22 protein-coding genes, 1 other RNA gene and 1 riboswitch are annotated in these 25,584 nt (G+C 58.2%); of the genes, 12 read left to right on the top strand and 11 right to left on the bottom strand.

All coding sequences use genetic code 11. The features are described 5' to 3' along the window. Window positions 1–13: 13 nt before the first annotated feature. The 4 genes from napA to moaA form a co-directional block, all read right to left on the bottom strand. Window positions 14–2,503: a nitrate reductase catalytic subunit NapA gene (napA, locus tag G5221_RS06295; protein WP_319920401.1), complete on the bottom strand. Its 2,490-nt coding sequence runs from the start codon at window positions 2,501–2,503 to the stop codon at window positions 14–16. Window positions 2,504–2,604: 101 nt separating this feature from the next. Continuing rightward, complete coding sequence (locus G5221_RS06290; RefSeq protein ID WP_031227438.1) at window positions 2,605–2,859, bottom strand: chaperone NapD; 255 nt, start codon at window positions 2,857–2,859, stop codon at window positions 2,605–2,607. A 29-nt stretch (window positions 2,860–2,888) separates the two neighbouring features. Continuing rightward, the gene (gene napF, locus G5221_RS06285; protein WP_227340985.1) at window positions 2,889–3,431 is read right to left on the bottom strand and encodes a ferredoxin-type protein NapF; all 543 of its coding nucleotides are present in this window, start codon (window positions 3,429–3,431) and stop codon (window positions 2,889–2,891) included. 239 nt (window positions 3,432–3,670) lie between these two features. After that, the gene (gene moaA, locus G5221_RS06280) at window positions 3,671–4,666 is read right to left on the bottom strand and encodes a GTP 3',8-cyclase MoaA (RefSeq protein ID WP_041202018.1); all 996 of its coding nucleotides are present in this window, start codon (window positions 4,664–4,666) and stop codon (window positions 3,671–3,673) included. After that, window positions 4,654–4,794, bottom strand: a riboswitch (molybdenum cofactor riboswitch). (Overlaps the previous gene by 13 nt.) 78 nt (window positions 4,795–4,872) lie before the next feature. Between moaA and narQ the strand changes: the two genes are divergently transcribed. The 3 genes from narQ (at window position 4,873) to G5221_RS06265 (ending at window position 7,902) form a co-directional block, all read left to right on the top strand. Continuing rightward, complete coding sequence (gene narQ, locus G5221_RS06275) at window positions 4,873–6,585, top strand: nitrate/nitrite two-component system sensor histidine kinase NarQ (RefSeq protein ID WP_201937096.1); 1,713 nt, start codon at window positions 4,873–4,875, stop codon at window positions 6,583–6,585. Further along, on the top strand, window positions 6,585–7,223 hold the full coding sequence (gene narL, locus G5221_RS06270; RefSeq protein ID WP_005334471.1) for a two-component system response regulator NarL: 639 nt from the start codon (window positions 6,585–6,587) through the stop codon (window positions 7,221–7,223). Before narQ ends, narL begins: the two co-directional genes overlap by 1 nt. A 103-nt stretch (window positions 7,224–7,326) precedes the next feature. Beyond that, window positions 7,327–7,902 carry an LON peptidase substrate-binding domain-containing protein gene (locus G5221_RS06265; RefSeq protein ID WP_227340987.1) on the top strand — a complete coding sequence of 192 codons (576 nt, stop codon included), beginning with the start codon at window positions 7,327–7,329 and terminating at the stop codon, window positions 7,900–7,902. A 249-nt stretch (window positions 7,903–8,151) separates the two neighbouring features. Here G5221_RS06265 and G5221_RS06260 read toward each other — a convergent pair whose 3' ends face one another. Both G5221_RS06260 and G5221_RS06255 read right to left on the bottom strand, forming a co-directional pair. Beyond that, complete coding sequence (locus G5221_RS06260; RefSeq protein ID WP_201937093.1) at window positions 8,152–10,248, bottom strand: ATP-binding protein; 2,097 nt, start codon at window positions 10,246–10,248, stop codon at window positions 8,152–8,154. Between the two features lie 17 nt (window positions 10,249–10,265). Continuing rightward, window positions 10,266–11,450, bottom strand: a complete 1,185-nt coding sequence (locus tag G5221_RS06255; RefSeq protein WP_421262976.1) for an FIST signal transduction protein — start codon at window positions 11,448–11,450, stop codon at window positions 10,266–10,268. A gap of 113 nt (window positions 11,451–11,563) precedes the next feature. Here G5221_RS06255 and G5221_RS06250 point away from each other — a divergent pair, with 113 nt between their 5' ends. After that, complete coding sequence (locus G5221_RS06250; protein WP_227340990.1) at window positions 11,564–12,478, top strand: gluconeogenesis factor YvcK family protein; 915 nt, start codon at window positions 11,564–11,566, stop codon at window positions 12,476–12,478. 39 nt (window positions 12,479–12,517) lie between these two features. Here G5221_RS06250 and G5221_RS06245 read toward each other — a convergent pair whose 3' ends face one another. From G5221_RS06245 to lpcA, 3 genes are all read right to left on the bottom strand, one after another. Then, window positions 12,518–12,853 (bottom strand): Hpt domain-containing protein, encoded by a 336-nt coding sequence (locus G5221_RS06245; protein ID WP_005353511.1) that lies wholly within the window; start codon window positions 12,851–12,853, stop codon window positions 12,518–12,520. A 291-nt stretch (window positions 12,854–13,144) separates the two neighbouring features. Beyond that, window positions 13,145–13,954, bottom strand: a complete 810-nt coding sequence (locus G5221_RS06240) for a class II glutamine amidotransferase (RefSeq protein WP_227340991.1) — start codon at window positions 13,952–13,954, stop codon at window positions 13,145–13,147. Between the two features lie 164 nt (window positions 13,955–14,118). Next, window positions 14,119–14,697 (bottom strand): D-sedoheptulose 7-phosphate isomerase, encoded by a 579-nt coding sequence (lpcA, locus tag G5221_RS06235; protein WP_005334485.1) that lies wholly within the window; start codon window positions 14,695–14,697, stop codon window positions 14,119–14,121. Window positions 14,698–14,953: 256 nt separating this feature from the next. Between lpcA and fadE the strand changes: the two genes are divergently transcribed. Further along, complete coding sequence (gene fadE / locus G5221_RS06230; protein ID WP_421252484.1) at window positions 14,954–17,410, top strand: acyl-CoA dehydrogenase FadE; 2,457 nt, start codon at window positions 14,954–14,956, stop codon at window positions 17,408–17,410. 179 nt (window positions 17,411–17,589) lie between these two features. Further along, complete coding sequence (locus tag G5221_RS06225; RefSeq protein WP_227340993.1) at window positions 17,590–18,864, top strand: amidohydrolase; 1,275 nt, start codon at window positions 17,590–17,592, stop codon at window positions 18,862–18,864. A gap of 80 nt (window positions 18,865–18,944) precedes the next feature. Here G5221_RS06225 and G5221_RS06220 read toward each other — a convergent pair whose 3' ends face one another. Both G5221_RS06220 and G5221_RS06215 read right to left on the bottom strand, forming a co-directional pair. Further along, a complete protein-coding gene (locus tag G5221_RS06220; RefSeq protein ID WP_058059898.1) occupies window positions 18,945–19,292 on the bottom strand; it encodes an RnfH family protein in 348 nt (115 codons plus the stop codon). After that, on the bottom strand, window positions 19,285–19,719 hold the full coding sequence (locus tag G5221_RS06215; protein WP_005334496.1) for an SRPBCC family protein: 435 nt from the start codon (window positions 19,717–19,719) through the stop codon (window positions 19,285–19,287). Before G5221_RS06215 ends, G5221_RS06220 begins: the two co-directional genes overlap by 8 nt. 169 nt (window positions 19,720–19,888) lie before the next feature. On the opposite strand from G5221_RS06215, the gene smpB reads away from it, so the two are divergent. The 6 genes from smpB to G5221_RS06185 all read left to right on the top strand — a co-directional run bounded on the left by smpB (window position 19,889) and on the right by G5221_RS06185 (window position 25,573). Beyond that, window positions 19,889–20,377, top strand: a complete 489-nt coding sequence (gene smpB, locus G5221_RS06210) for an SsrA-binding protein SmpB (RefSeq protein ID WP_005334498.1) — start codon at window positions 19,889–19,891, stop codon at window positions 20,375–20,377. Between the two features lie 166 nt (window positions 20,378–20,543). Further along, window positions 20,544–20,903: a transfer-messenger RNA gene (ssrA, locus tag G5221_RS06205) on the top strand. A 194-nt stretch (window positions 20,904–21,097) separates the two neighbouring features. Next, a complete protein-coding gene (locus tag G5221_RS06200) occupies window positions 21,098–22,312 on the top strand; it encodes an integrase domain-containing protein (protein WP_187268279.1) in 1,215 nt (404 codons plus the stop codon). Between the two features lie 311 nt (window positions 22,313–22,623). Then, window positions 22,624–22,896, top strand: a complete 273-nt coding sequence (locus tag G5221_RS06195; RefSeq protein ID WP_139460606.1) for a helix-turn-helix transcriptional regulator — start codon at window positions 22,624–22,626, stop codon at window positions 22,894–22,896. A gap of 2 nt (window positions 22,897–22,898) precedes the next feature. Next, entirely contained in the window at window positions 22,899–23,792 is an 894-nt protein-coding gene (locus tag G5221_RS06190; RefSeq protein WP_421262975.1) for a toprim domain-containing protein, read from the top strand. A gap of 80 nt (window positions 23,793–23,872) precedes the next feature. Beyond that, entirely contained in the window at window positions 23,873–25,573 is a 1,701-nt protein-coding gene (locus G5221_RS06185) for a DUF927 domain-containing protein (RefSeq protein ID WP_151287302.1), read from the top strand. Window positions 25,574–25,584: the final 11 nt, after the last annotated feature.

The raw sequence follows: 25,584 nt of genomic DNA, 5'->3' as shown, positions 1-25,584 counted from the left end.
GCACTCCCCCGCCTTAGGCCTTCATCACCTTGACGGCGCACTTCTTGTAATCGGTCTCTTTCGAGAGCGGATCGGTGGCGTCCAGGGTCAGCTTGTTGACCAACTGGCTCGCATCAAAGAAGGGCATGAAGACCAGTCCTTTCGGCGGACGGTTGCGACCACGGGTCTCGACACGGGTCTTCACCTCGCCACGGCGGGAAGAGACGATCACCTCTTCACCACGGCGCACGCCGCGAGCCTTGGCATCATCCGGGTGCATAAACAGCACCGCATCCGGGAAGGCGCGATAGAGCTCGGGTACCCGACGGGTCATGGTACCGGTGTGCCAGTGTTCCAGCACGCGACCGGTGGAGAGCCACAGATCGTACTCTTTATCCGGCGACTCGGCGGCGGGCTCGAACGGCAGCGCGAAGATGACCGCCTTGCCATCGGGTTTGCCATAAAAACGCACCCCCTCGCCCGCTTTCACGTACGGGTCAAACCCTTCGCGATAGCGCCACAGTGTCTCTTTACCATCGACTACCGGCCAGCGCAGACCGCGCGCTTCGTGGTACTGATCGAACGGCGCCAGATCGTGGCCGTGACCGCGACCAAAGGTGGCGTACTCCTCAAACAGACCCTTCTGGACGTAGAAACCGAAGTGCTCGGCTTCGTCGTTCAGCAGCCCTTTGCTCTGCTCTTTCGGGAACTGGTTGACCTGACCGTTGGCATAGAGCACGTCGAACAGGGTTTTGCCCTTCACTTCCGGCATCTTGGCAATCAGCTCAGCTGGCCACACTTCCTCGACCTTGAAGCGCTTGGAGAACTCCATCAGCTGCCACAGGTCGGACTTGGCCCCTTCCGGCGCTTTCACCTGCTGGTGCCAGAACTGGGTACGGCGCTCGGCGTTGCCGTAGGCTCCCTCTTTCTCCACCCACATGGCGGTGGGCAGGATGAGGTCAGCGGCCTGGGCAGTGACGGTCGGGTACGGGTCGGAGACCACGATGAAGTTGCGCGGATCGCGATAGCCAGGCAGGCGATCGGTATTCATGTTGGGGCCGGCCTGCATGTTGTTGTTACACATCACCCAGTAGGCATTGAGCTTGCCGTCCTTGAGCATTCGGTCTTGCAGCACGGCGTGGAAACCCACCTTGTCGGGAATGGTCCCCTCCGGCAGTTTCCAGATCTGCTCGGCAATGGCGCGGTGCTTGGGCTCGGTCACCACCATGTCGGCAGGCAGACGGTGAGCAAAGGTACCCACTTCACGGGCGGTGCCACAGGCAGAGGGCTGACCGGTCAGTGAGAAAGGACCATTACCCGGCTCGGAGATCTTGCCGGTCAGCAGGTGGATGTTGTAGCAGAGGTTGTTGGCCCAGACGCCACGGGTATGCTGGTTGAAACCCATGGTCCAGTAGGAGACCACCTTCTTGCTTGGATCGGCATAAAGCTGTGCCAGCTTCTCGAGCTTGTCCTTGGGTACGCCAGAGAGCTTGGAGACGGACTCCAGATCGTAATCCGCCACGAACTTGGCGAATTCCTCGAAGGTCATCGGAGTGGCATCGCCGCTGTCCGGGTTCTTCGCTTTCTGCTGCAGCGGATCGGTCGGACGCAGACCGTAACCGATGTCGGTGACACCTTTCTTGAACACGGTGTGCTTGTTGACGAAGTCCCAGTTCACCTTGTCGTTCTGGATGATGTAGTTGGCGACATAGTTGAGGATCGCCAGATCGGTCTGCGGGGTAAACACCATGCCGTTGTCCGCCAGCTCGAAGCTGCGGTGCTCGAAGGTCGAGAGCACATGCACCTGCACATCCGGGTTGGAGAGGCGGCGATCAGACATCCGCGACCAGAGGATGGGGTGCATCTCGGCCATGTTGGAGCCCCACAGCACGAACGCATCGGCCTGCTCGATATCGTCATAGCAGCCCATCGGCTCATCCATACCGAAAGTACGCATAAAGCCGACGACCGCAGAGGCCATGCAGTGGCGGGCATTAGGGTCGATGTTGTTGGAGCGGAAACCGGCCTTCATCAGCTTGGCGGCAGCGTAACCTTCCCAGACAGTCCACTGGCCGGAGCCGAACATGCCGACGGCGGTCGGCCCCTTCTCTTTCAGAGTTGCCTTGAACTTCTCGGCCATGATGTCGAACGCCTGATCCCAGCTGATGGGGGCAAAGTCGCCATCCTTGTCGAACTGGCCGTTCTTCATCCGCAGCATCGGCTGGGTCAGGCGATCCTGGCCGTACATGATCTTGGAGAGGAAGTAACCCTTGATGCAGTTGAGGCCACGGTTGACCGGTGCATCGGGGTCACCCTGAGTCGCCACGACCCGACCATCCTGAGAGCCCACCAGCACGGAGCAGCCGGTACCGCAGAAGCGGCAGGGAGCCTTATCCCAATGGATGGCCGTCTTGTCGGTACTGGTGATGAGATTGGCTGCCAGCGTGGGGGCACTGACACCGGCCACGGCAGCGGCAGCTGCCACCGCGTTGGCCTTCATAAAGTCGCGTCGACTCAGCTTCATGGCATATCCTCACATTGCTTATCGCGTAATAGTTGTCGAATCTGTCGAACGGGAGCCAGCCATCAGCGGTAGAGGGCACGCCCGGCATCCCATCACTCTTTTCAGTGACCGCCCAGTTCATCGAACTGGTGGTAAATCAGGGCGGCAGAGAGCACACCCGGCATCGCCTGTATCGCATCAATGGCCGCCATGATCGGCCGCTGGCTCGGACCTTCCAGGGTCACGACCAGCTTGCCCTCGTCACTGACGGCATGGATCTCGGCCCCTTCAAGGGCGCCAATCTGCTCGGCGAGCTGATGGCGCAATGGGGGCTGGGTCAGCACCACCAGACTCGATACATGGAACTCCTGATCCATAGTGGCTTCTGTGTCACACGGCTTCTGACTCATTCTGACTCCTGCTTGAGGGAGGGCTGGCTCGTACCACCGGATGGGGCGGCTCGCCCGTCGACCTTGATGCTGCCAACCGGACAATCCTGCACACAGGCGCCGCAGCCATTACAGCGATCCGGCTCGACCGTCGGGGTGGGCACACGCCCCAGCACCGGAATAAAACGAATGGCATTGGGCTCGCAGCTGTCCTGACAGCGCTGGCAAAACACCTGACCATTGGCCAGACAGTTGGCCTCGATATGGGCCTTGTAGTGCCAGGGAGACTCGCTGGTCGGGCGAAACAGCGGCACCTTGCAGACAGTGACGCACTCGGTACAGAAGGTGCACTCGCCACGCTGGAAATCGACCACCGGAAAACCGCCCTCGCCATTCACCAGGATCTGCTCCGGACAGGCAGCCAGACACTCCCCGCAGCGGGTACAGTCGGCGACAAATGCCGACCAGTTGACTGACCAGGGCAACTGCACCGGCGGTTCGGCAGTTCTCAGCCGCCCCCGGAACAGGCCGCGGCGGGCAAGATCGATCTCATCCGGCATGTTGACTCCTGTTCTGGTGAAAAAGGGGACAGTGCGAGTCCATGATTGGCATTCTTGATACCAATTATAAGAGTGGGTGTATATTGCGGCCCTGACAAGGTAAGGGATATACCACCAGGGAGATAAACAGGGGGGATTCTTGCGCCAGATCAAAGCCTTGCAGCGCAATAAAAAAGGAGGTATCGGTTAAAATACCTCCATGTGAGGATTGCTATTTAATCGTTGGCGATTTTTTGCGGTTATCCGCCGATCGAGGCGAGATGAGGGGTGATGCCGGCATTGCCCTCATGGAGACGATGGGTAGCACTCTTGCCCGCCAGTGCCGCGCGAATGCGCTGTTGCAGCTCATCGGATTGTGCATCTGCGCCGAGCAGATCCCGCAAGTCGATGCCGTTGTCGCCAAACAGGCACAGATGCAGCTTCCCCAGCGAGGAGACCCGCAGCCGGTTGCAACCGGCACAGAAATCCTTGCTGTAGGGCATGATGAGCCCCACCCCGCCCTGCGAATCGGGGTGCATAAAGACCTGCGCCGGACCGTCATCCGTGCCCCGCAACTGCTGCACCCAGCCACTCTCCAGCAAGCGCTGTTTGATCTGCTCCCCGCTGACATGGTGGTCACGAAACAGGGTATCCATCTCGCCGGTCTGCATCAGCTCGATAAAGCGCAGCTCGATGGGCTTGTGCCTGATCCAGCCCAGAAAGGCATCGAGCTGGTAGTCGTTGAGCCCCTTGAGCAGCACAGCATTGATCTTCACCGATTTGAAACCGGCGGCCAGTGCTGCTTCGATCCCCTCCATCACCTCGGCCAGCTTGTTCTCACCGGTGATCTGGTGAAACTGGCGCGGGTCGAGACTGTCGACACTGACATTCAGCGCGTTGAGTCCGGCATCAAACCACTCCTGAGCCCGCTCCTTGAGGCGATAGCCGTTGGTAGTCATGGCGACCTTCTCGATACCCGGGGTGGTGGCAATCACCTTGACGATCTCGGTGAAATCGCGGCGCAGGGAGGGCTCGCCCCCCGTGATGCGCACCTTGCGAGTACCCATGGCGGCAAAACCGCTGACCACGCGGCGGATCTCGTCAATCGAGAGAAAGGGTTGACGCCCCGCTTTGTGACCTTCGGGGGGACGATAACCGTCAGGCAGGCAATAGGTGCAACGGAAATTGCACACATCGGTCACTGACAGACGCAAATAGTAAAAACGACGGGAAAAACCATCTTCAAGTGGCAACATAAACACCTTTCCAAATACGGGAGGCCAGGGCATTTCTTTCCTGACCCTTACAGCTCGAACGTCGGCTGACGGCTGGTTTTCCCCTATCGCTAGGACTTAGGCAAAACCGCTCGGAGTTCATCTAGTTTTTCGATGCTAACACAAGTTGGAGTACACTCCCACGCATCTTGCGGGGTCCTTATCACTATTCAGAGGTGCGCATCAGTATGGGAAAACGGTTCAGGGTCCATTCGGTCAGCAGTGCCATTGGCCGCGCCATGGTGTTGATCCTCTTCATGGCCAGCCTGATCGCGCTGGTCGCCATGGTCACCCTCTTCTACTCGGTACCCGATGCCAAGGCGATCAACCTCTCCGGTTCGCTGCGGATGCAGGCCTACCGGATGGCCTACGAAATCGAGCGGGGCGACAGCGTGCTGGGGCGCCTCTCCCAGTTTGAAGAGACCCTGCACGCCGAAGAGCTGCAGGAGACCCAGCGCTGGATCACTCCTGCCTCCCTGCGTCGCACCTATGGCGAGGTGCTCGGCCAGTGGCAGGTGATGCGCCAGCACATCGAGGATCGTACCCCCAGACGGTACACCGATAACACCGAGCAGTTTGTGGCGGCCATCGACAATTTCGTCAATCAGATGCAGTACCACGTGGAATTCAAGGTGCGGATGCTGGCGCTTGCGGAGGGGCTCGGCCTGCTGGCCATCATCACCATCGCCTGGTTCACGGTGCGCTTCACCCGTCAGCAGGTGGTCGCCCCCCTCAACCAGCTGGTCTACTGTGCCCGCCAGATCCAGCGGCAGGATTTCGATCTTAAGCTGCCCGCCCACGGCGAAAACGAACTGGGGGAGCTATCGCGCGCCTTCGTCACCATGGCCGATGAGCTGGGCAAACTCTATCGGGAGCTGGAAAACAAGGTGGAAGAGAAAACCGCCAAGCTGCAACAGGCCAACGACACCCTCTCGTTTCTCTACTCGACCGCCCAGAAGCTGCACGCCGCCCCGCTCAGTACCCGTACCCTTATCAAACTGCTGGACCGCGCCGCCGCCCACCAGCATATCGACCATATCCGGCTGACCCGCTTCGAACACAACGCCATGCCGGTCTACATCTCGGGACGCACCGGCTGGCCCGGCGATCTCGATGCGGTCGCCAGCTTTTATCTGCAGATGGATGAGCAGGAGTTCGGCCGCCTCGACATCATCAGCCAGCACCCCATCGATGAGCGGTTGATTAAAAACTTCACCATGCTGCTGGCTCAGGTGCTGCACAAAGACCAGACCCTGCTGCAACAGCAGCGACTGCTGCTGATGGAGGAGCGGGCGGTGATCGCCCGCGAGCTGCACGACTCGCTGGCGCAAGCCCTCTCCTATCTCAAGATCCAGTCCACCCTGCTCAAGCGCTCTTACGCCAAGGGGCAGCATGACAAGGCGCAGGAGGCGATGCAGCAGATCGACGAGGGGCTTAGCAATGCCTATACCCAGTTGCGCGAACTGCTCGGTACCTTCCGTCTCACCATTGGCGATGCCAATCTGGGGGAAGCGATCCGCGTCATGCTTGATCAACTGCAGCCTCAGACCCAGGCCGAAATCCGGTTCCATTACGGACTGGCCGACAACGACTTGGAGGCGGGCCAGCATATCCACATTTTGCAGTTGATCCGTGAGGCAGTGCTCAATGCCATCAAACATGCCAACGCGCAAGTGATTGATGTTAGCTGTGAGACCCTCGCCAGTGGTAACATTGAGGTTCAGATTTCAGATGACGGTGTCGGGATCGGACTCGCCAGCTCGGCGATCAACCATTACGGGTTGAGCATCATGAACGAGCGCGCCAGCAAACTGCACGGTCTGCTGACCATCAACGAGCAGCAACCACAAGGCACCTGCGTGCATCTGACCTTTCCCACCAGTCTAACGAGAGACGCCTGATGGACGAGATGAAATACACAGTTCTGGTCGTAGATGACCATCCCCTCATGCGCAAAGGGATTGTGCAGCTGCTGGCTCTGGAAGAGAACATGGAGGTGACCGGTGAAGCCTCCAACGGCACAGATGCCGTGGCGCTGGCCAAAGAGTCCGAGCCGGATCTGATCCTGCTCGATCTCAACATGAAGGGGCTCTCCGGCCTCGATACCCTCAAGGCGCTGCGCGCCGAGGAGATCACCTCCCGGGTAGTGATCCTCACCGTCTCCGATGCCCGTCAGGATGTGGTGGCTTTGCTCAAGGCCGGTGCCGACGGCTACCTGCTCAAGGATACCGAGCCTGATCTGCTGCTGGCCCAGCTGGCCGACGTGATGACCGGCAAGCAGATCCTGAGCGAACCGCTGCGCCCCTATCTCGAAAACATCTACGAGCTGGATCACCTGCAGCAGAAGCTGGAAAGCTTAACGCGTCGCGAAATGCAAATCCTGCGCGAAATTGCAAAAGGCCTCTCCAACAAACAGGTCGCCTCGGTACTCCATATCTCCGAGGGAACGGTCAAGGTTCACGTGAAGAGCCTGCTGAAGAAACTCGAGGCGCAAAGCCGCGTGGAAGCGGCTGTCATGTATCTGGAGCAGCGCAACTAAGCGCCCTCAACCGCCCGAAAAGCCACCCTCCGGTGGCTTTTTTCATTCTCTGGCACAGTCGCTGCATTGTCATATTCAGCAACTACTCAATGGAGGATGGAACATGAAACTACAACCTTTGGCACTGTTCCCCTTGCCTTCCCACATACTGCCGGGCGGCAAGCTTCCTCTGCGTCTGTTCGAGCCACGCCACCTGCAGATGCTCAAGGAGTCATTCATCAACGATCAGGGCTTTGGCATCGTGATGGAAGAGTCGACCACCTCGGGACAATCCGGCCGCATTCTGCCGGTGGGCACCCGGGTCAGGGTGACTGACTTCTACAGCCTTAATGATGGCCTGCTGGGAGTGACGGTGCTGGGACTGGAGCGCTTCTGCATCCACGAGATGGAAACAGACGAGATGGGCCTGCGCCGGGCCAAGGTGGAGATGCTGCCCAACTGGCCGAGCACCCACTCAGATTTCAACGACAAGCTGCTGGTCAATCGCCTGCGGGAAGTGTTCGAGCAGTATCCGGAGCTTGATGAGCTCTATCCGGACAAGCGCTTTGAAGATGCCGCCTGGCTCTGCCAGCGCTGGCTCGAGATATTGCCGATGCCGATTTATGAAAAGCAGATGCTGATTGCCAAACAAAACAGCGAAGCGGCCCGTAAATTTCTGCATCGCCTGATTTCACAATGACAAAAACAGCGTTGCAAAATGCAATTATTCCAACAATGAAAATGTGAAATTCGCATTTTGCGAGTAAGTAGGAACGCAAAACGCCATAACAAGAGAGAGCCGCTGCGCTAAACGGCCAAAATTGAACACAAAAGAGTCCTGAAAAAGTTGGCACAGATTTTTCATATAGATTGATACAACCCGATTTATCCCGTGCTCTCTTCAGTATTTGCTGAAGAACTGGTCAACCCACAAAGTTGACCATTTTTTTTATCCGCGCGTCGGCAACCGCTGACCAAAGTGACGCTGCAAACACTCTCTCAACCGTGACAAGGTGATAGGCTTGGCGAGAAAGTCATCCATCCCCTGCGCCAGACAGCACGCCTTGTCCTCCGCCATCGCATTGGCCGTCAGGGCGACGATAGGCATGGTGCATCCCAACTCACGCAAGCGTCGGGTCGCTTCCAGTCCGTCCATCAGGGGCATCCGCATATCCATCAGGATCAGATCCGGGAGCTGCTCATCCACCTGCGCCAGCGCTTCCAGACCATTGGCAGCCAGCCGAACCTTGCCCACCAGTTTTTGCAGCATCAGCGACACCACCAGCTGATTCACCGGGCTGTCCTCCACCACCAGCACATCCAGTGGCAACAGTGCCGAAGCCCCCTCCTCCCGCTGCGGCTGGCTATGGCAGGGTAGCGCCATGCCGGGCAGTTCGAACCAGAAACAGCTTCCCTTGCCCGGCTCGCTCTTCAGGTGGATCTCTCCCCCCATAAGCGTCACCAGACGCTTGCTGATGGCAAGACCGAGGCCGGTACCGGAAAAACGCCGGGTGGCCGAGTTGTCGACCTGGGAGAAGGGTTCAAACAGCAGCGCCTGATCCGCATCAGCGATCCCGATCCCGGTGTCGGAGACCGAGATCAGCAGCTTCTCATCCTGCCAACCCAGATGGAGAGTGACCTCTCCCTGTTCGGTAAATTTGAGGGCGTTGTCCAGCAGATTGCCCATCACCTGGGTAAGACGCACCGGATCTCCCTGCAGCTCGGCAGGGACAGCTTCATCTACCCGATAGCTCAGTGTTATGCCCTTGCCGTCGGCACGGTTCTGCAACGGTTCGATCACGGATTGACACAACTGGATCGGTTGCAAGGTCTCGCAATGGAACACCAGGGTCTGGGACTCGATTTTAGAGAAATCGAGCACATCGTCGATGATGGTCTGCAGCAATCTGGCAGAGTGGGTGGCATGACGTAGCAACTGCTTCTGCTCGGGTGCCAGCTCGGCGTGTAGCACCAGGTCGAGCATCCCCAGCACCGCATTCATGGGGGAGCGGATCTCGTGGGTCATCATGGCAAGAAACTGGGATTTGGCACGGTTGGCCGCCTCCGCATCGTCCCGTGCCCGCGCCAGCTCCTCTTCACGATGGATCTGGTGGCTGATATCGCGTGCGGTACCGCGATATCCCGTAAAAGCCCCCCCATGATCAAAACAGGGTTCGGCACTCACCTCCATCCAGCGGGGGCCGTCGAGCATCGCAACCTGCATGCGTACAGCCCGAACCGGTTTACGCTGCTCCAATAGGTCGAGATATGCCTGTGACTCGGTACTCTGCTTGTTGCAGACATAGTCATAGAGGGTCGGCCGGGTTGCCAGCGGGGTCATCTCGTCAAGGTAACCGGGCTCGGAAGCATAGCTGAGCCGGTGTTCGGCATCGGTCTCCCAGAACCAGTCGGAGGCCATGGCGGCAAAACTGCGAAAACGGCGTTCACTGGCCTGCAGGGCCTGAGTTTTTAAATCGACCTGCTCCTGCAAGCGGGCCCGATAGGCAATGTTGACCAGCGCTTGTGAAATCAACGGACGGCAGCGCTGCATGGCCGCCTTGCTGGTCAGATCGAAGGAGCCGGCCAGCGAGTGCCGACAGAGGATAACGGCGGTAAAGCCGGGGGCCTGCAGCCCGGTCAGCATCAGGCTGGCCCAGCCCGGCTCGCTCGCCAGCGGTGCCAGCTCAGGCAACTGGAACGGGTCATAGATCACCAACGTCTCTCCGGCAATGGCACGAGCAAAGGCCGGGGTCATCAACCAGCTGCGACCGCACTGTTCCGGCTCGGTACTGAGGTGGGTGATGCCCTGTTCCCCACTCCAGGCCACCACATCCGCATGTTCAAATCCAATAAAGGGCTTGAGCACTTGAATGAGGCTCTCCAGCACCTGCTCCAGCGTTTTGGCATCAGCCAGTGTGGCCACCCCTTTCAGCAGGGTATGGGATTCATGACGATACTTGGCCTCGCGCTCACGACAGCGCATAAGATCGACCAGGGTCGCCTGCAGTTTGTCGCCAAGGGCTTCCAATTCACTGTTGCCAATCATCTTGTATCCTGCTCTGCTCAAGCGGTCAGAAAGATCACACTCGATACCATCAGGTTGCCGTGGGCCAGCTCGCCATTGGGCAGCCGCCCCTGCTCGCCGAAGGTAAAGGGGGTGATAAAAGGGATCTTGCCGAGGCGAGCCTGGCTCTGCTCGACAAATTGGCACAACATATCACCTAGCGCCAAACGACAACCAGCACAAAAGATGATGAGAGCGCCGATAGGCTGCAATTCCACGTCGACCCCATACCCTGGCTCGATACGCATGGCATTGAGGCTGCGCTGCAACAACCCTTCCTGACTGCTGTACATCAACAGCAGACGCTCCCCTTGCACCACATCGGTAAAGAGCCGCAGCCCGCCCTGTTCGGTCACAGCTTCGGGGTGGGAGAGTTTGTAGTAAGGAATGCCATCCAGCGCTCCCACCTGACGGGCCAGCGGGGTGAGCGTGGTCTCCCGCAAAATCGCCCCCACCGGCCAGGGCTGCTCGCGACCGCACCAGCGGGCATAGACCTCGGCAGCAGGCTGGTGATCGATGGTGAGTACCTCCCGCCCGTTGCAGGCGGTGATCTCACCACTGAATTCGGCAGGCACATAACCGGAGTGAAACTGAAAAGCCAGCTGGCAATCGGGATAGAGCACCGCCAGACCGATGCCATCCTGAGCCACCGCCTCATCCCAGCAGAGCTGCCAGTCACCGCTGACGCTGCTATCAGCCGCGGATCCACCGACCACCGGCACCGAGGCACCGAGTTCTGCCTCGATTCCGGCCAGCAGCCCCTCCTCCTTGCCGGGACTGGCATGAAACAGGATCAGCTGGGGCAGCTCGCCCGGTCGACCACAGTCGCTCATGGCTCGGCGCAGCAACTGCCGCACATCCACCCCGTCACCGCTGGCACCGGCTACCCCGAATGCCCCTTTCTCATCGTACAGAGCAGCAACGGCCAGCCCATATCCGTCTCGGGCGTGGTGTCCCATATCGGTCATGACACCACCGCAAGAGCTGCACCCAAGCAGGCGGGTCGTCGGGAACTGGCATTTGAGCGCGTCGCGCAGTATCGCCCCCTCATGGGCTTGGGTAAAATAGAGCAACAGCAGGGAGGGGGCCTGATCGGCATGGTGGCGCAGCTGCGCGCAGATATCTTGGGCCGCCAGCGGTGAATTCTGGGCGAGGGAGTGAACGGTCAGAAATTTCAACACCATCTCCTTGTTTTATCGAATGGCAGCCTCAAGCAAAAATCATACCTTTATCAAACAATTATCTCGCTTCGCTTGCTAACATAGCGGTCAACTGAGACCAATGACAGGACGCCCATATGTGGCAAAAAAACATCAATGACTTCGATCGGGTCGTTGCCATCGGTGGTGGCCATGGCATGGGACGAGTGCTTTCGTCCCTCTCGTTTCTCGGTCAACGGCTCACCGGCATCGTCACCACCACAGATGATGGCGGCTCGACCGGACGCCTGCGCAAGAGTCAGGAGTGCATCGCCTGGGGCGATCTGCGCAACTGCCTGAACCAGCTGGTCACCGATCCCAGCATCGGCAGCCTGTTGTTCGAATACCGCTTCGCCGGCAAAGGCGAGCTGGCGGGCCACAACCTTGGCAACCTGATGCTGCTGGCGCTCGATAATCTCTGTGTCCGTCCTCTTGATGCTATCAAGCTGATCAGTGACATGCTCAAAATCGAGTCACAATTGCTACCCATGTCTGAATTTCCCACCGATCTCTGCGCCCATATGGAGTGTGGCACCCAGATCCTGGGAGAGGTATCCATCGATCAACTGGCAACACCGCCCCTCTCCCTCGGCCTGATGCCGGAGGTGCAAGCGACCCGGGAAGCGGTGCTGGCATTGCAGCAGGCGGACATGATCATTCTGGGGCCGGGCAGTTTCCTCACCTCCATCATGCCGCCACTGCTGCTGGCCGAGATCGCACAGGCCATCAACGAGAGCAGCGCCATGCTGGTTTTCGTCTGCAATCTGGTGGCGGAAAACGGCCCAGCCAGCCAGCTGGATCTGATGAGTCAGTGTCGCTGGCTGGAGTGCCGGGTCGGTCAGGGTCGGCTGGATGCCATTCTGGCCCCACAAGGCGCGGGTGATGCGGGGGATTGGCAAGGGCGTGTGATCGAAGCCGAGCTGGGCGAGCTTGAGTTGCCCCATCGGCATGATAGGTTGAAGCTGAAACTGGCGCTGGACCGGATCATCCAGCAACTGCTCAACCAGCGTTAGGCAACGGTCACGGCGCCCCGGCATCCCTGCATGGCGCCGTTACTGATAATCGGCAAGAAACGCGAGCACTTGGGGCAAGGAGGCCTCCAGCAGTTGCAATTGGCGCTCTGCCTCGGCCACATCGGCCTGCTTGCTGGCCATCTCCAGCGCCATCACCTGCTGATAGCTCGGCATGGCGCCGTAGCTGCCACAGGATGATTTCATGCTGTGCGCCACCCGAGCCAGCGCCTCCCACTCTCCCTGTTCATAGAGGGGTCTGAGCTGACTCAGCTGCTCGCCCACCTCTTCAATAAAGACTGCGATGACCACGGGCAGCATATCCGGACCGATATCCTCTGCCAGCTGCTGCAACACCTTGCGATCCACCCACTCCATTCGAGGCTCCTCCAGAACGGTATTCAAACAGACCATACTATAGATAGTTTTCGATGTCGTGGCTCACGACCAGGCAGTGATGAAGCACCCGATTGGATGACTCAGGGAATAAAGTGGCAAAAAATGTGATCCGTATCGAAATAGCGATGCTCAAACGCCCGTCAAGACAACAACTTGATTGCCACAAATTAACAATTGATCAACACTCAATGCCGTCAGAGTGATGATGCTCAGCAACACCTCTCATCCCTTTTGCCTTTTATGGCTGCTGCGAAGAACCAGGGTAGGTATCTACCCTGGTATTTTTTTATCTTGCCCAAGCGCAACCCGATTGGTCGCCACCCGCTCCCCAAGCCGGAACAGATTGAATTCGCCGGGGGCCATCTTGATCCAGTTCTCATTGCCGGTCAGCGGCCGCGTCGTGACCAGCGTCACCACATCGTTGGGTGTGGTCTCGCTCTGGAAATCGATCACCACCTCTTCATCCAGCAAACTCGCCTCGCCAAAAGGCGCGCAGCGAGTCAGCCAGTGCAGGTTATTGCTGCAGTAGGTCATCACATACTCCCCGTCCGAGAGCAGCATGTTGAATACCCCAAGCCCCCTGAGCTCATCACACAAGGTGGCCATATAGCGAAACATGGCGGGAAAGTTTGCAGGACGCTTGGGGTACTTCTGCTCCAACCGGTCGAGCAGCCAGCAGAAGGCGTGTTCGCTGTCGGTATCCCCTACCGGACGGTGGCGACCGGTTGGCAGCTTCTTGTAACCGGTCAGCTGACCGTTGTGGGCGAAGGTCCAGTAACGGCCCCACAGCTCACGGGTAAAGGGGTGGGTATTTTCCAGTGACACGCAGCCACGGTTGGCCTGCCGAATGTGGCTGACCACGGCGCAGCTCTTGATGGGCAGCGCCTGTACCAGTCTGGCGATGGGAGATTGGGCGCTGGGCTCGGGATCCTTGAAGGTGCGAAAGCCCTTCCCTTCGTAAAAGGTGATCCCCCAGCCATCCTTGTGGGGCCCGGTCTTGCCGCCGCGCAGCATCAACCCGGTAAAGCTGAAGCAGATATCGGTCGGCACATTGGCACTCATGCCGAGCAGTTCGCACATATCCGGCAGACTCCTTTCATGATTTGGCTTGTGTCATGTTCGACCAGCACGCTGGTTCGACAGACAGCAGGGGAAGGCGCAATCCCTTCCCCTGTGACTGGCAACAACCGGCCGATGGCGAACCATGCTACCGGCGTTGCCCTTGTCTGGTAGTGACAGCCTGATTACTTGGCCATCTCTTTTTCGACCAGCTGGATCAGGATGTGGATCACCTTGATGTGCACTTCCTGAATACGGTCGGCATAGCCAAAGTGCGGAACCCGGATCTCGACATCCGCCAGACCTGCCATCTTGCCGCCATCCTTGCCGGTCAGGGCGATCACTTTCATCCCCTTGGCGCGAGCAGCCTCGATGGCTTTCAGGATATTGCCGGAGTTGCCGCTGGTGGAGATACCAAGCAGCACGTCGCCACGGCGGCCGACCGCTTCTACGTAACGGGAGAAGACATAGTCATAGCCAAAGTCGTTGGAGACGCAGGAGAGGTGGCTCGGATCGGAGATGGCGATACCGGCGTAACCCGGGCGGTTCTCGCGATAGCGACCGGTCAGCTCTTCGGCAAAGTGCATGGCGTCACAGTGGGAACCACCGTTGCCACAAGAGAGCACCTTGCCCTCTTCCTTGAAAGAGTCAGCCAGCAGTTTGGCGGCCGCTTCGATGTTTTTCAGGTTCTGCTCATCAGCCAGGAAGGCCTGCAGCACGCTGGCAGCTTCGGTCAGTTCATTGCGGATCAATTCTTGGTACATGATGTCTCTTCCACTGTTTTTAGTGTGCTTGTAGATCGCGGCTATTCTCGCACAAGCGAATCGCACAGTCGCCCCCCTGCGAGCCACAGCGCTGGCGGCGCGTGAGCGTTATGGGGATCACAGAGAGAAGGTAATGAAGATGTAAACAGCTTGATAACTTTGTGCGTATGAATTACAACAGGGGCCATATCCAACAGGTCAGACCTCTGGATGAGTTACACCAAGTTGGCACATTTATACACGCAAGGAGCAAGCAATGACGACGACCCTCACTCTGCTCGGGGTGATCCTGGTTATCGGAGCCCTGGCCTATCGCCGGGCATCCCTGTTCATCTCCACCCTGGTCACCGGCGCCGCCCTGGCGCTTGGCGCCATCTATGGTCATGTGCCCTTGCTGGTATGGGCGCTGTTCGCGGTGATCGCCATCCCGCTCAATCTGGTGGAGTTTCGCCGCAATCAAATAACCAAGCCGCTGTTCAAGATCTACAAATCGATCATGCCGGAGATGTCCCGCACCGAAAAAGAGGCGATTGAAGCGGGCACCACCTGGTGGGAAGCCGATCTGTTCGCGGGCAACCCGGACTGGAAAAAGCTGCACGCCATTCCGGTCAGCGCCCTCTCTGCCGAAGAGCAGGCCTTTATGGATGGCCCAGTCGAGGAAGTGTGCCGCATGGTGAGCGACTGGGAAGTGACCCACGAGCGCGCGGATCTCTCCCCCGAGGTGTGGCAATACCTGAAGGACAACAAGTTCTTCGCCATGATCATCAAGAAGAAATATGGCGGTCTGGAGTTCTCGGCCTACGCCCAGTCCTGCGTCCTGCAAAAGCTGTGCGGCGCAAGCGCCGTGCTCGCCTCCACCGTTGGCGTACCCAACTCGCTGGGCCCGGGCGAACTGCTGCAACACTATGGCACCGACGAGCAGAAGGATTACTACCTGCCCCGCCTGGCGGTAGGTAAAGAGATCCCCTGCTTCGCCCTGACCAGCCCGGAAGCGGGTTCTGATGCCGGTTCCATCCCCGACTTCGGTGTCGTCTGCAAGGGCGAGTGGGAAGGAAAAGAGGTGCTCGGTATGCGCCTCACCTGGAACAAGCGCTACATCACGCTCGCCCCCATTGCTACCGTGCTGGGTCTGGCCTTCAAACTGCGTGACCCCGAGCACCTGCTGGGCGAAGAGGAAGAGCTCGGCATCACCTGCGCGCTGATCCCGACTCACATCAAGGGTGTCGGCATTGGCCGTCGCCACTTTCCGCTCAACGTGCCGTTCCAGAACGGCCCGACCCAGGGTAAGGATGTATTCGTCCCGCTCGATTTCATCATCGGCGGCCCGGCCATGGCCGGTCAGGGCTGGCGCATGCTGGTCGAGTGTCTGTCGGTCGGTCGCGGCATCACCTTGCCCTCCAACAGCACCGGCGGCGTCAAGATGCTGGCCCTGGCAAGCGGTGCCTACAGCCGCATCCGTCGCCAGTTCAAGCTGCCCATCGGCAAGATGGAAGGGATTGAAGAGCCGCTGGCCCGCATCGGCGGCAACGCCTACATCATGGGCGCCGCAGCCAACCTGACCGTGACCGGTATCGACCTTGGCGAGAAGCCCTCTGTCATCTCCGCCATCGTCAAATACCACCTCACCGACCGTGCCCAGAAGTGCATCATCGATGCCATGGACATCCACGGCGGCAAGGCCATCTGTATGGGCCCCAACAACTATCTGGCCCGTGGCTATCAGGGTGCCCCCATCGCCGTTACGGTGGAAGGGGCCAACATCCTAACCCGCAGCATGATCATCTATGGTCAGGGCGCTATCCGCTGCCACCCGTATGTACTGCCGGAGATGCTGGCTGCCAGCCATCCCGACAAGGAGCAGGCGCTGAAAGATTTCGACAAGGCGGTGTTCAGCCACGTCGGCTTTGCCATCAGCAACCTGGTACGCAGCTTCTGGCTCGGTATCACCGGCGCCCGCTTTGCCGCGGCACCTTATGGCGACCAGACCAAGGGCTACTACCAGCAGCTCACCCGCCTTTCGGCCAACCTGGCGTTCCTGTCAGACATGGCGATGGGCACCCTGGGTGGCGAGCTCAAGCGCAAGGAGCGGGTCTCCGCCCGCCTTGGCGACGTATTGAGCCAGCTTTATCTGGCCTCCAGCGCCCTCAAGCGCTATCAGGACGAGGGACGCCAGCAGGCTGACCTGCCGCTGCTGCACTGGGCACTGCAAGATGCCATGTTCAAGGCGCAAGAGGCGATCGACGAGCTGCTGCGCAACTTCCCGAACCGCTGGATTGGGCTTGCCCTGCGCGCCGTGGTATTGCCGCTGGGTCGTGACCTGAACCGTCCGTGCGACAAGCTGGACCAACAGGTTGCCCGTCTGCTGCAAACCCCGAGCGAGACCCGCAGCCGCCTGGCCAAGGGGCAATACCTGACTCGCGAAGAGGGCAACCCCTTCGGTCTGCTGGAGCAGGCGCTCGATGACGTACTGGCCGCCGAGCCGCTGTTCGAGAAAGTCTGCAAGAGCGATGGCATCAAGCGCCCCTTCATGGCACTGGACAAGGTGGCCGACATGGGTCTGGCCGCTGGCGTACTGACCCAGAGCGAAGCCGAGCTGCTGCGCCGCGCCGAAGTAAGTCGCCTGCGCACCATCAACGTCGATGATTTTGACCCCATCGATCTGGTGGCCAACAAGAAGCTGTTTGAAGCCTCCGCTTACCATCACGCGGCCTGATAACCAGCTATCGACAACGCCTCCCTTGTGGAGGCGTTTTTTATGGGCGCTCACCACTATTCACGGCCCGAACAGTCACCACTCGCACGCACAGCTCCCCCGACCAGCTGCTGGCCCCGTGTGGTCAGCCGGGAAAAAAGGCACAATAGCCGATAAATCGAATCACCAAGGAAGCCAAGATGACCCTTGAGCACCTGATCCTGTGGCGCCGCGACCTGCACCGCCTGCCGGAAGCCGCCTGGAAAGAGTTTCGCACCACCAGCCTGATTGCCCACCACCTGAGCGAGCTCGGTTATCGCATTGTGCTTGGCGACAAACTGCTGGCCAGCAATCTGATGATGGGCCGTGATGTGGATGTGGCGGCCGAGAAGGCCCGTGCCCGCCGTCAGGGAGCCCATCCCGACTGGCTGGAGCGGATCGGCGATGTCACTGGCCTGATGGGAGAGCTGGATACCGGCCGTCCCGGTCCGACCCTGGCCTTTCGCTTCGATATCGACGCGGTGGAGGTGGAAGAGTCCGATGCTGAACAACACCAACCGCAGCAGGAGGGTTTTGCCTCCCACAACAAGGGGTGGATGCACGCCTGCGCTCACGATGGCCACACCGCCATCGGCATGGGGCTGGCCAGCCAGTTGATGGCGATGAAAGAGCAGCTGTGTGGTCGCATCAAGCTCTTCTTCCAGCCGGCCGAAGAGGGGTGCCGCGGTGGCAAGGCGCTGGCGGCCGGTGGTGCACTCGATGACGTGGATGCCCTGCTTTCGCTCCATATCGGCATTCACGCTGGTAGCGGCGAGCTGGTGATCAACCCCACCGAGTTTCTCTGCTCCACCAAGTTCGACGTCCACTTTATGGGCACCGCCGCCCATGCAGGGCTCGAACCCAATGCCGGCAGCAATGCGCTGGCCGCCGCCTGCATGGCCACCACCGCCATGCTCGGCATTCCCCGCCACCGCGACGGCATGACCCGCATCAACGTCGGCCAGCTTCACGCTGGCAGCGGCCGCAACGTCATCCCCGATCATGCCGAGCTGCGCGGTGAAACCCGCGGCGCCGATAGCACGCTCAACGACTACATGTTCAGTCAGGTACAGCGCATCGTCGAAGGGACTGCCCTCGCCCACGGAGTCACCTATCGCATCATCAAGCAGGGTGAGGCCATTGCCCTCGACAACAGCCCGGCACTGCAGGCCGAGCTGGCGGCGCTGGCCCGCAAGCAGGGGCTCGCTACCATCCAGACTCGCCGCTTTGGTGCCAGCGAAGATGCCGGTTTTCTGATGGAGCGGGTGCAAAAGCAGGGAGGCGAAGCGGCTTACCTCATCCTGGGGGCCGATCTGGCGGCGCCGCACCATCACAACGAATTCGATTTCGATGAGCGGGTGATGCAAAGCGGGGTAGAGCTACTGGTCGCCTGGGCCCGTGCCCGACTGGGTTTGGTAGAAGCAGCCCTCTCTTGATATCCCCTCGGCCAGCTCACCGGTTAACGGGATCAAAAAAAGGCGCCTCGGCGCCTTTTTCTGCAAGAAAAACCTGACCGCTACTCGCGGAGCTTGCGATGCACATCGGGGCGGCCACCGGTCACGCTATCGGCTCTCCCCTCCTCTTTGGCCTTCTCGGCCCGCTTTTTGCGCATCTCGCGGGGATCGGCGATGAGCGGGCGGTAGATCTCGATACGATCGCCGTCGTGCAGCGGCTCGCTCCCTTTCACTGGGCGGCTGTAGATGCCGAACTTGTTGACCGACAAGTCAATCTCGGGGTGCTTTTGCACGATGCCGGACTGCTCGATGGCCGCCAGCACGCAGGTCTCGGGCGCCACCCGCAGGGCAATCACCGTCTGCTGCTGCGGCAAGGCATAGACAACCTCGATGTTGAGCTGGTCAGACACCGTATACCTCCTTCGCCCGGTTGGAGAAGGCGGAGACCATGGAGCTCACCAGATCGCGGAATACCTGACCAAAGGCCACCTCGATGAGCTTGGAGGTAAACTCGAAATCGAGATCAAACTCCACCTTGCAGGCATCCACATCGAGCGGGGTAAAGGTCCACCAGCCCGCCAACTTGCGGAACGGGCCATCCACCAGCTCCATCCTGATCTGACGGTTCACATCCAGCTGATTGCGGGTGGTAAAGGTCTTGGCAATCCCCGCCTTGGCCACATCGACCGACGCCATCATGTAGTCATCGCCAGCCTCGTGGACACGGCTGCCGACACAGCCGGGCAAAAACTGCGGATAGGCATCCACATCGTTAACCAACTTGAACATCTGTTCTGCACTGAACATCACCAGGGCACTGCGCGTAATTCGGGGCATGGCTTTTCCTCATCCAATCGGCGCGATTTTATCACCATGTTTGGGGTTGTGGAGGTAAAACCTCAGCCAAACCGCTCAGAAAGCCACCACTTGACCTGCTGCGCGTTTTACAGCCGCCCCTGCCTACGTATAATACGAGCCTCCTAGTCATTGCCGGAAATCGCCCGTCATGAGCAAAAAAAACAGTAAAAACAAAGCCGGGTCCAGCACCATTGCACTCAACAGAACCGCGCGCCACGAATACTTCATCGAAGAGAAGATCGAAGCGGGTCTGTCCCTGCAAGGGTGGGAAGTCAAATCCCTGCGGGCGGGCAAGGCCAACATCAGCGAAGCCTATGTCATCTTCCGCGATGGCGAGGCCTATCTGTTCGGCTCCAGCTTCCTGCCACTGCAAGCGGCCTCCAGCCACGTGGTATGTGACCCGACCCGCACCCGCAAACTGCTGCTGAGCCGTCGTGAACTCGACAAGCTCGAAAGCCTGATCGCCCGTCAGGGCTACACCATAGTTCCCCTCGCCCTCTACTGGAAACAGTGCTGGGTCAAAGTCGAGATCGGCCTGGTGAAGGGCAAGAAAGAGCACGACAAGCGCGAAGATACCAAGGCCCGCGAGTGGGATCGGGAAAAAGCCCGCATCATGAAGAACAAGCATCGCGGCTAACCCGCTACTGGCAGGATCTGGACGCCAGTTCACCTTCCCCCGGCGCAGCTGGCTCTTCAGGCTCAGCTGCGTACAATAAATCGGCAAACAGACTTGCTGCCAGAGGGAATGGGTATCAACGCCTTGCTATGACAGCATTTTTGCGTACAATCGCAATTAACAACTTGGGGCTGATTCTGGATTCGACAAGATTCACGAAACCCAAGGTGCATGCCGAGGTGCGGTAGGCCTCGTTAATAAACCGCAAAAAAATAGTCGCAAACGACGAAAACTACGCACTAGCAGCTTAATAACCTGCATAGAGCCCTTCTACCCTAGCTTGCCTGTGTCCTAGGGAATCGGAAGGTCATCCTTCACAGGATCGTGTGGAAGTCCTGCTCGGGGCGGAAGCATTAAAACCAATCGAGCTAGTCAATTCGTAGCGTGTCTCTCCGCAGCGGGTTGGCGAATGTAAAGAGTGACTAAGCATGTAGTGCCAAGGATGTAGTAATTTTGGACGGGGGTTCAAATCCCCCCAGCTCCACCAAATAATGTTCCGGCCGGGAACGAAGAAGTACAGAAACCCGCAGAGCGTAAGGCTTTGCGGGTTTTTTGTTGTCCGGAGAAGTTCGGGGGAGTTCGACGAAATCCGTATAGGTAGGTACCATTGATGGTACCAATGAGCATTAGGTGCCATTTTTCCATTGGTACCAGACCTGTACTTGTATCAAGGAGGATACAATGACTAAAGATCGGTTGAGCGACACCAAGATCAAAGCAGCCAAACCCAAAGAGAAAGAGTACACCTTAGCTGACGGTGAAGGGCTGCAGCTTCGGGTCACCCGGCAAGGTTCTAAACTTTGGGTATTCAAGTACTACCGTCCTGTTAGCAAAGCTCGGACCAATATCGGACTGGGAACCTATCCAGAGATCACCCTCGCCAAAGCTAGAGAGTTGCGACATGAAGCTCGCTCTCTCCTTGCTCAAGGCATAGACCCGAAAACTCACCGAGAGGAACGAGCCCGAGCCGCAGCAGCACAACTTGCTGCCGAGATGGCCACCTTTGAGCACATGGCGGCAAAGTGGTTGGAGCTCAAGCGGCATTCGGTTACCCCGGCCTACGCGACTGATACATGGCGGTCTCTGCAACTTTATGTACTCCCCTATATCGGCCGAGTCCCAATCGAGCAGATCAAAGCACCGCAAGTCATCGAGACGCTGCGACCTTTAGAAGCTGATGGTAAGCATGAAACTGTGCGTCGTTTGTGCCAGAGAATTAACGAAATTCTCGACTACTGCGTTAACCATGGCTTGCTTACAGCTAACCCTTGCTCAGCGATTCGCAAAGTCTTCAAGCAGCCAAGCAAAAAGCACATGCCAACAATCCAACCATCCGAGCTCCCACTGCTCATGGCCGATATCTACGATGGCAGGCTCGCTCATGAGACCCGCCGCCAAATCGAATGGAGCCTTCATACACTGGTACGGCCGAGTGAATCGGCCGGTACTCGCTGGGATGAGATCGATTTCGACACCAAGGTATGGACCATCTCGGCTGAACGGATGAAGATGTCGAGGCCACATAGGGTGCCGTTAACCGAGCAGGCCCTTGCAATACTTGAGTGCATGAAGCCCATCAGTGGCCATCGCCCATTCGTGTTTCCTGGTTATCGAAAGCCTCTTGGACACATCAACCCACAGACGGCAAATGCGGCGCTTAGGCGACTTGGCTATGGGGGACGCTTGGTTGCTCATGGTATGCGCTCCCTCGGGAGTACCATACTGAACGAGCAGGGTTTCAACCCAGATGCCATTGAAGCCGCCTTGTCACATGCCGATGAAAACGAGATACGCCGCGCCTATAACCGCTCAGATTACCTCGAACAGAGGATCCCGATGATGAAGTGGTGGAGCGAACATATTGAGCAAGCAAAGCTCGGTCCTTTCCGTATCTAGCCACCAGAGTGCCGTGAATCTTGTAGGGAGCGAACCAGCACCAGTTCCCCCTACCTTCCAATGCCAGTCATCAGCTTGACTGGCATTTTTTATTCCTCCCTTTATGACTGAGCATCTTGCTGGATGCCTTCTTGTTGGCTTCGTCAATGCATTCCAAAAACAAATAAAACACTACCATTCGATGAAAATAATTCATATAAAAGTGGTGTTCTAGTAGGACGATAGCATTTGCGGGTCGGTGGTTTACTGAGCGCACTGTACGGCCCCGGACCATGCCGTACCTTGACGAACCGCTACGCAAGGAGCTCAGTATGAAAACTAAAAGCACTCGTTCGACTCATATCAAAGAGGCCGAGCACCTCCACGCAGCCCCACATGCCAAGCCGCTCTCATCCACTGAACCCTCCTTTCGCTTCTTGGATATCAAAGAAGTGCTGGCTTTAATCCCTGTCAGCAAGACAACGTGGTATGACGGTATTCGGAAGGGAATCTACCCGAAAAAGTGCAGCCTCGGTGGTCGCCGCGTCGCTTGGCGCAGCTGTGATATCGAGGACTTGATGCAGAAGTTGGTCGGGGGGATGTAACCATGACCACCGCCCTCTCCTTGGAGGACTCAATGATTGCCATGGGCGTGAAGCCATCACGCTCATTGAGCCCTACACCTGGTCAGGTCCTCCGCTTTCATATTCAAGGGGACCGCCCAGGTACACGCAATGGTTGGTTGATCACCGACGAGTTGGGTAATCACGCCGCTTTTGGCTCGTGGAAGACGGGAATAAAGTGCGTATGGCGGCCAATCGGACCCGCAATACCAAGCTATATACGTGCCCAACTCACTCAGCAGGCAAAAGCTGCTGAGGCAAATCGGCTTGCCGAGGTCCAAGCAAAGGCGCTCAAGGAAGCCAAAGAGATCTGGGGGGCAGCCGAGCCCCCATACCAACACGCTTACCTTGCACGCAAACAAATCTCAGGGGTCGGTTCTCGTCAGTTTGGTAACCGGTTGATAGTACCGGTCTTCAATGCACGCTCCCAGTTGTTGAGCTTGCAAGACATTGATGAAAGCGGGAATAAGCGCTTCCATCGGGGTTTGTCACTCAAGGGCGGGTTCTTACTCCTTGGCCCTTCACCCAAGTCCGACGCCCCCGTATTGCTTTGTGAAGGCTATGCAACCGGGGCCACGCTGTTTGAGAACCTCGGCATACCGGTCGCCATTGCATTTTCTGCCGGTAACCTGCTCGAGGTCGGCCGTATCATTCGCACGCTCTATAGCAGCAGCAAGCTGTGGGTGTGTGCAGACAACGATCATGCCACTGCTGGCAACCCCGGACTAACCAAAGCGCGTACAGCAGCATATCAACTGCACGGCCGCTTGATTGTGCCACCGACCATCCCCGGTATAACCGACTTCAATGACCTCTTCTGCCTTAACGGCAAAGCCGCACTGCTCGCGAGTGTTGAGGCCGCTCCTCCAGCCCATTAAATCCGGTGTCACGGCGTCACTGTGTCACAAACACCAACGAGACCGGATCGTTCAACCAACTTTATACAAAGGAATATCTCATGAATACAAGGCGTTACGAGCTGAAGGTTGAGCCCTTCCAGTTAGGTCCCATTGAGTTTCAAGATGGACTCTACTGTGTCACCACTGACAAAGGTCAAGACGATGTGTGGAGCAGGATCGGTGCTCCACTCTGGGTAATCGCCAGCGGGAGCGACACTGCGGGTCTAGGCTGGGGCATACAGGTCAACTGGTATAGCCCGGATGGCCGGCCGCAGGAGGCGTTTATTCGAGATGTTCACCTGCTATCTGACGGACGCGAAGCGTTGATGAAGCTGATGGACGGAGGCTATCGCTTCAACTTGGGTATGAAGAGACAGCTGATTGACTATCTCAACTCGAAGCCCACTGACAACACGCGTATTCGGCATGACCGGCTAGGCTGGATCCCGGATACCCACATCTTCATGTTTGGAGATGGGGCTGTGGGATATGCCAATGCGGTCAAGTATATCTATACCGGTCATACCCCAATACAATCCGACGTGGCAGGCACCTTGGACGAATGGCGTGATGAAGTTGCGGCGCTGTGCCTTGGCAACAGCCGCTTGCTATTAAGTACCTCGCTTGCTTTCGCTGGCCCCTTGCTGCGCTTGACCAATCAGAGCAGCTTTGGCGTCCATCTGGTGGGGCCATCCTCAATCGGCAAGAGCACCGCCATGCTGGTTGCAGCCAGCGTGCTCGGCAAGCCTGCCAACAAGATCCAGACATGGAATGCCACCAAGGTGGGATTGGAAACCACCGCAGACTTGTGCAACGACAGCACCCTCTTTCTGGACGAGATCGGGCAGGCAGACCCTCATGTTCTGGGCGACACCATCTACATGCTGGCCAACGGTGAAGGACGAGCTCGTGCCAATGCCGATCTGTCGCGCCGTGCCAAACTGCAATGGCGAACAACCTTCCTCAGCAACGGGGAAGTTGACTTGGAGCACAGCCTTGCCTCGGTCGGTAAGCGTCACAAAGCTGGCCATGATGTCCGCATGATCAATATTGAGGCCGATACCGACCGCCATGGCATCTTCGAAGAGTTGCATGGCCATCCGAGTGGAGCCTCCCTCTCCAAGACCCTCGCAGAACGTACTACCCGGTATCATGGCGTTGCCTTCCGCTCTTTTGTTGAAGAGCTGACCTTGGACATCGATGGTGCTCAGGCATTCGTTGACGAGCATCGCGCAGACATGATGCGACGGCTTGGAGCCAAAGAGTGTGATGGCCAAGTGCAAAGGGTGGCCGATGCATTCGGATTGATATCGGCTGCAGGTGAGTTGGCCAACCGCTTCGGGATCACAGGTTGGCCTGCGGGTAGTGTAGCAGCCGTTGTCGAGCAACTATTCCGTAAGTGGCTCGCAAGGCGTGGTACAAGCGGATCCCTTGAAGAAGCAAACATTATCGAGCAGTTGGTCGAGCTACTCGAACGCCGCAGAGGGCAGTTCCTTGCCGATGGGCCGAATGTCACGAAGCTGGGAGAGACTTACGGCTACACGACCTCTCTCGAACTGCACCTCTATGTGGATGGGTTTAAACAAACCTTCATCGGTTTTAACGCCAACTATGTCCATAAGGTGTTGCGTAAACACGGCATCCTCACACATGGCACCGGCCGCGACCTGCCCCGACACAAGAAATCCAGGGTGTATCAATTGTCGTTGGACAAGATAGCGGACGCCCACGACAGGCTGTTGTCGGAACAAGGAGGATAATAAACAACAGG

Source organism: Aeromonas sp. 602200 (assembly GCF_049173895.1).
GTDB classification, from domain to species: domain Bacteria; phylum Pseudomonadota; class Gammaproteobacteria; order Enterobacterales; family Aeromonadaceae; genus Aeromonas; species Aeromonas veronii_A.
This window is presented reverse-complemented; position numbering and strand designations above follow the sequence as displayed.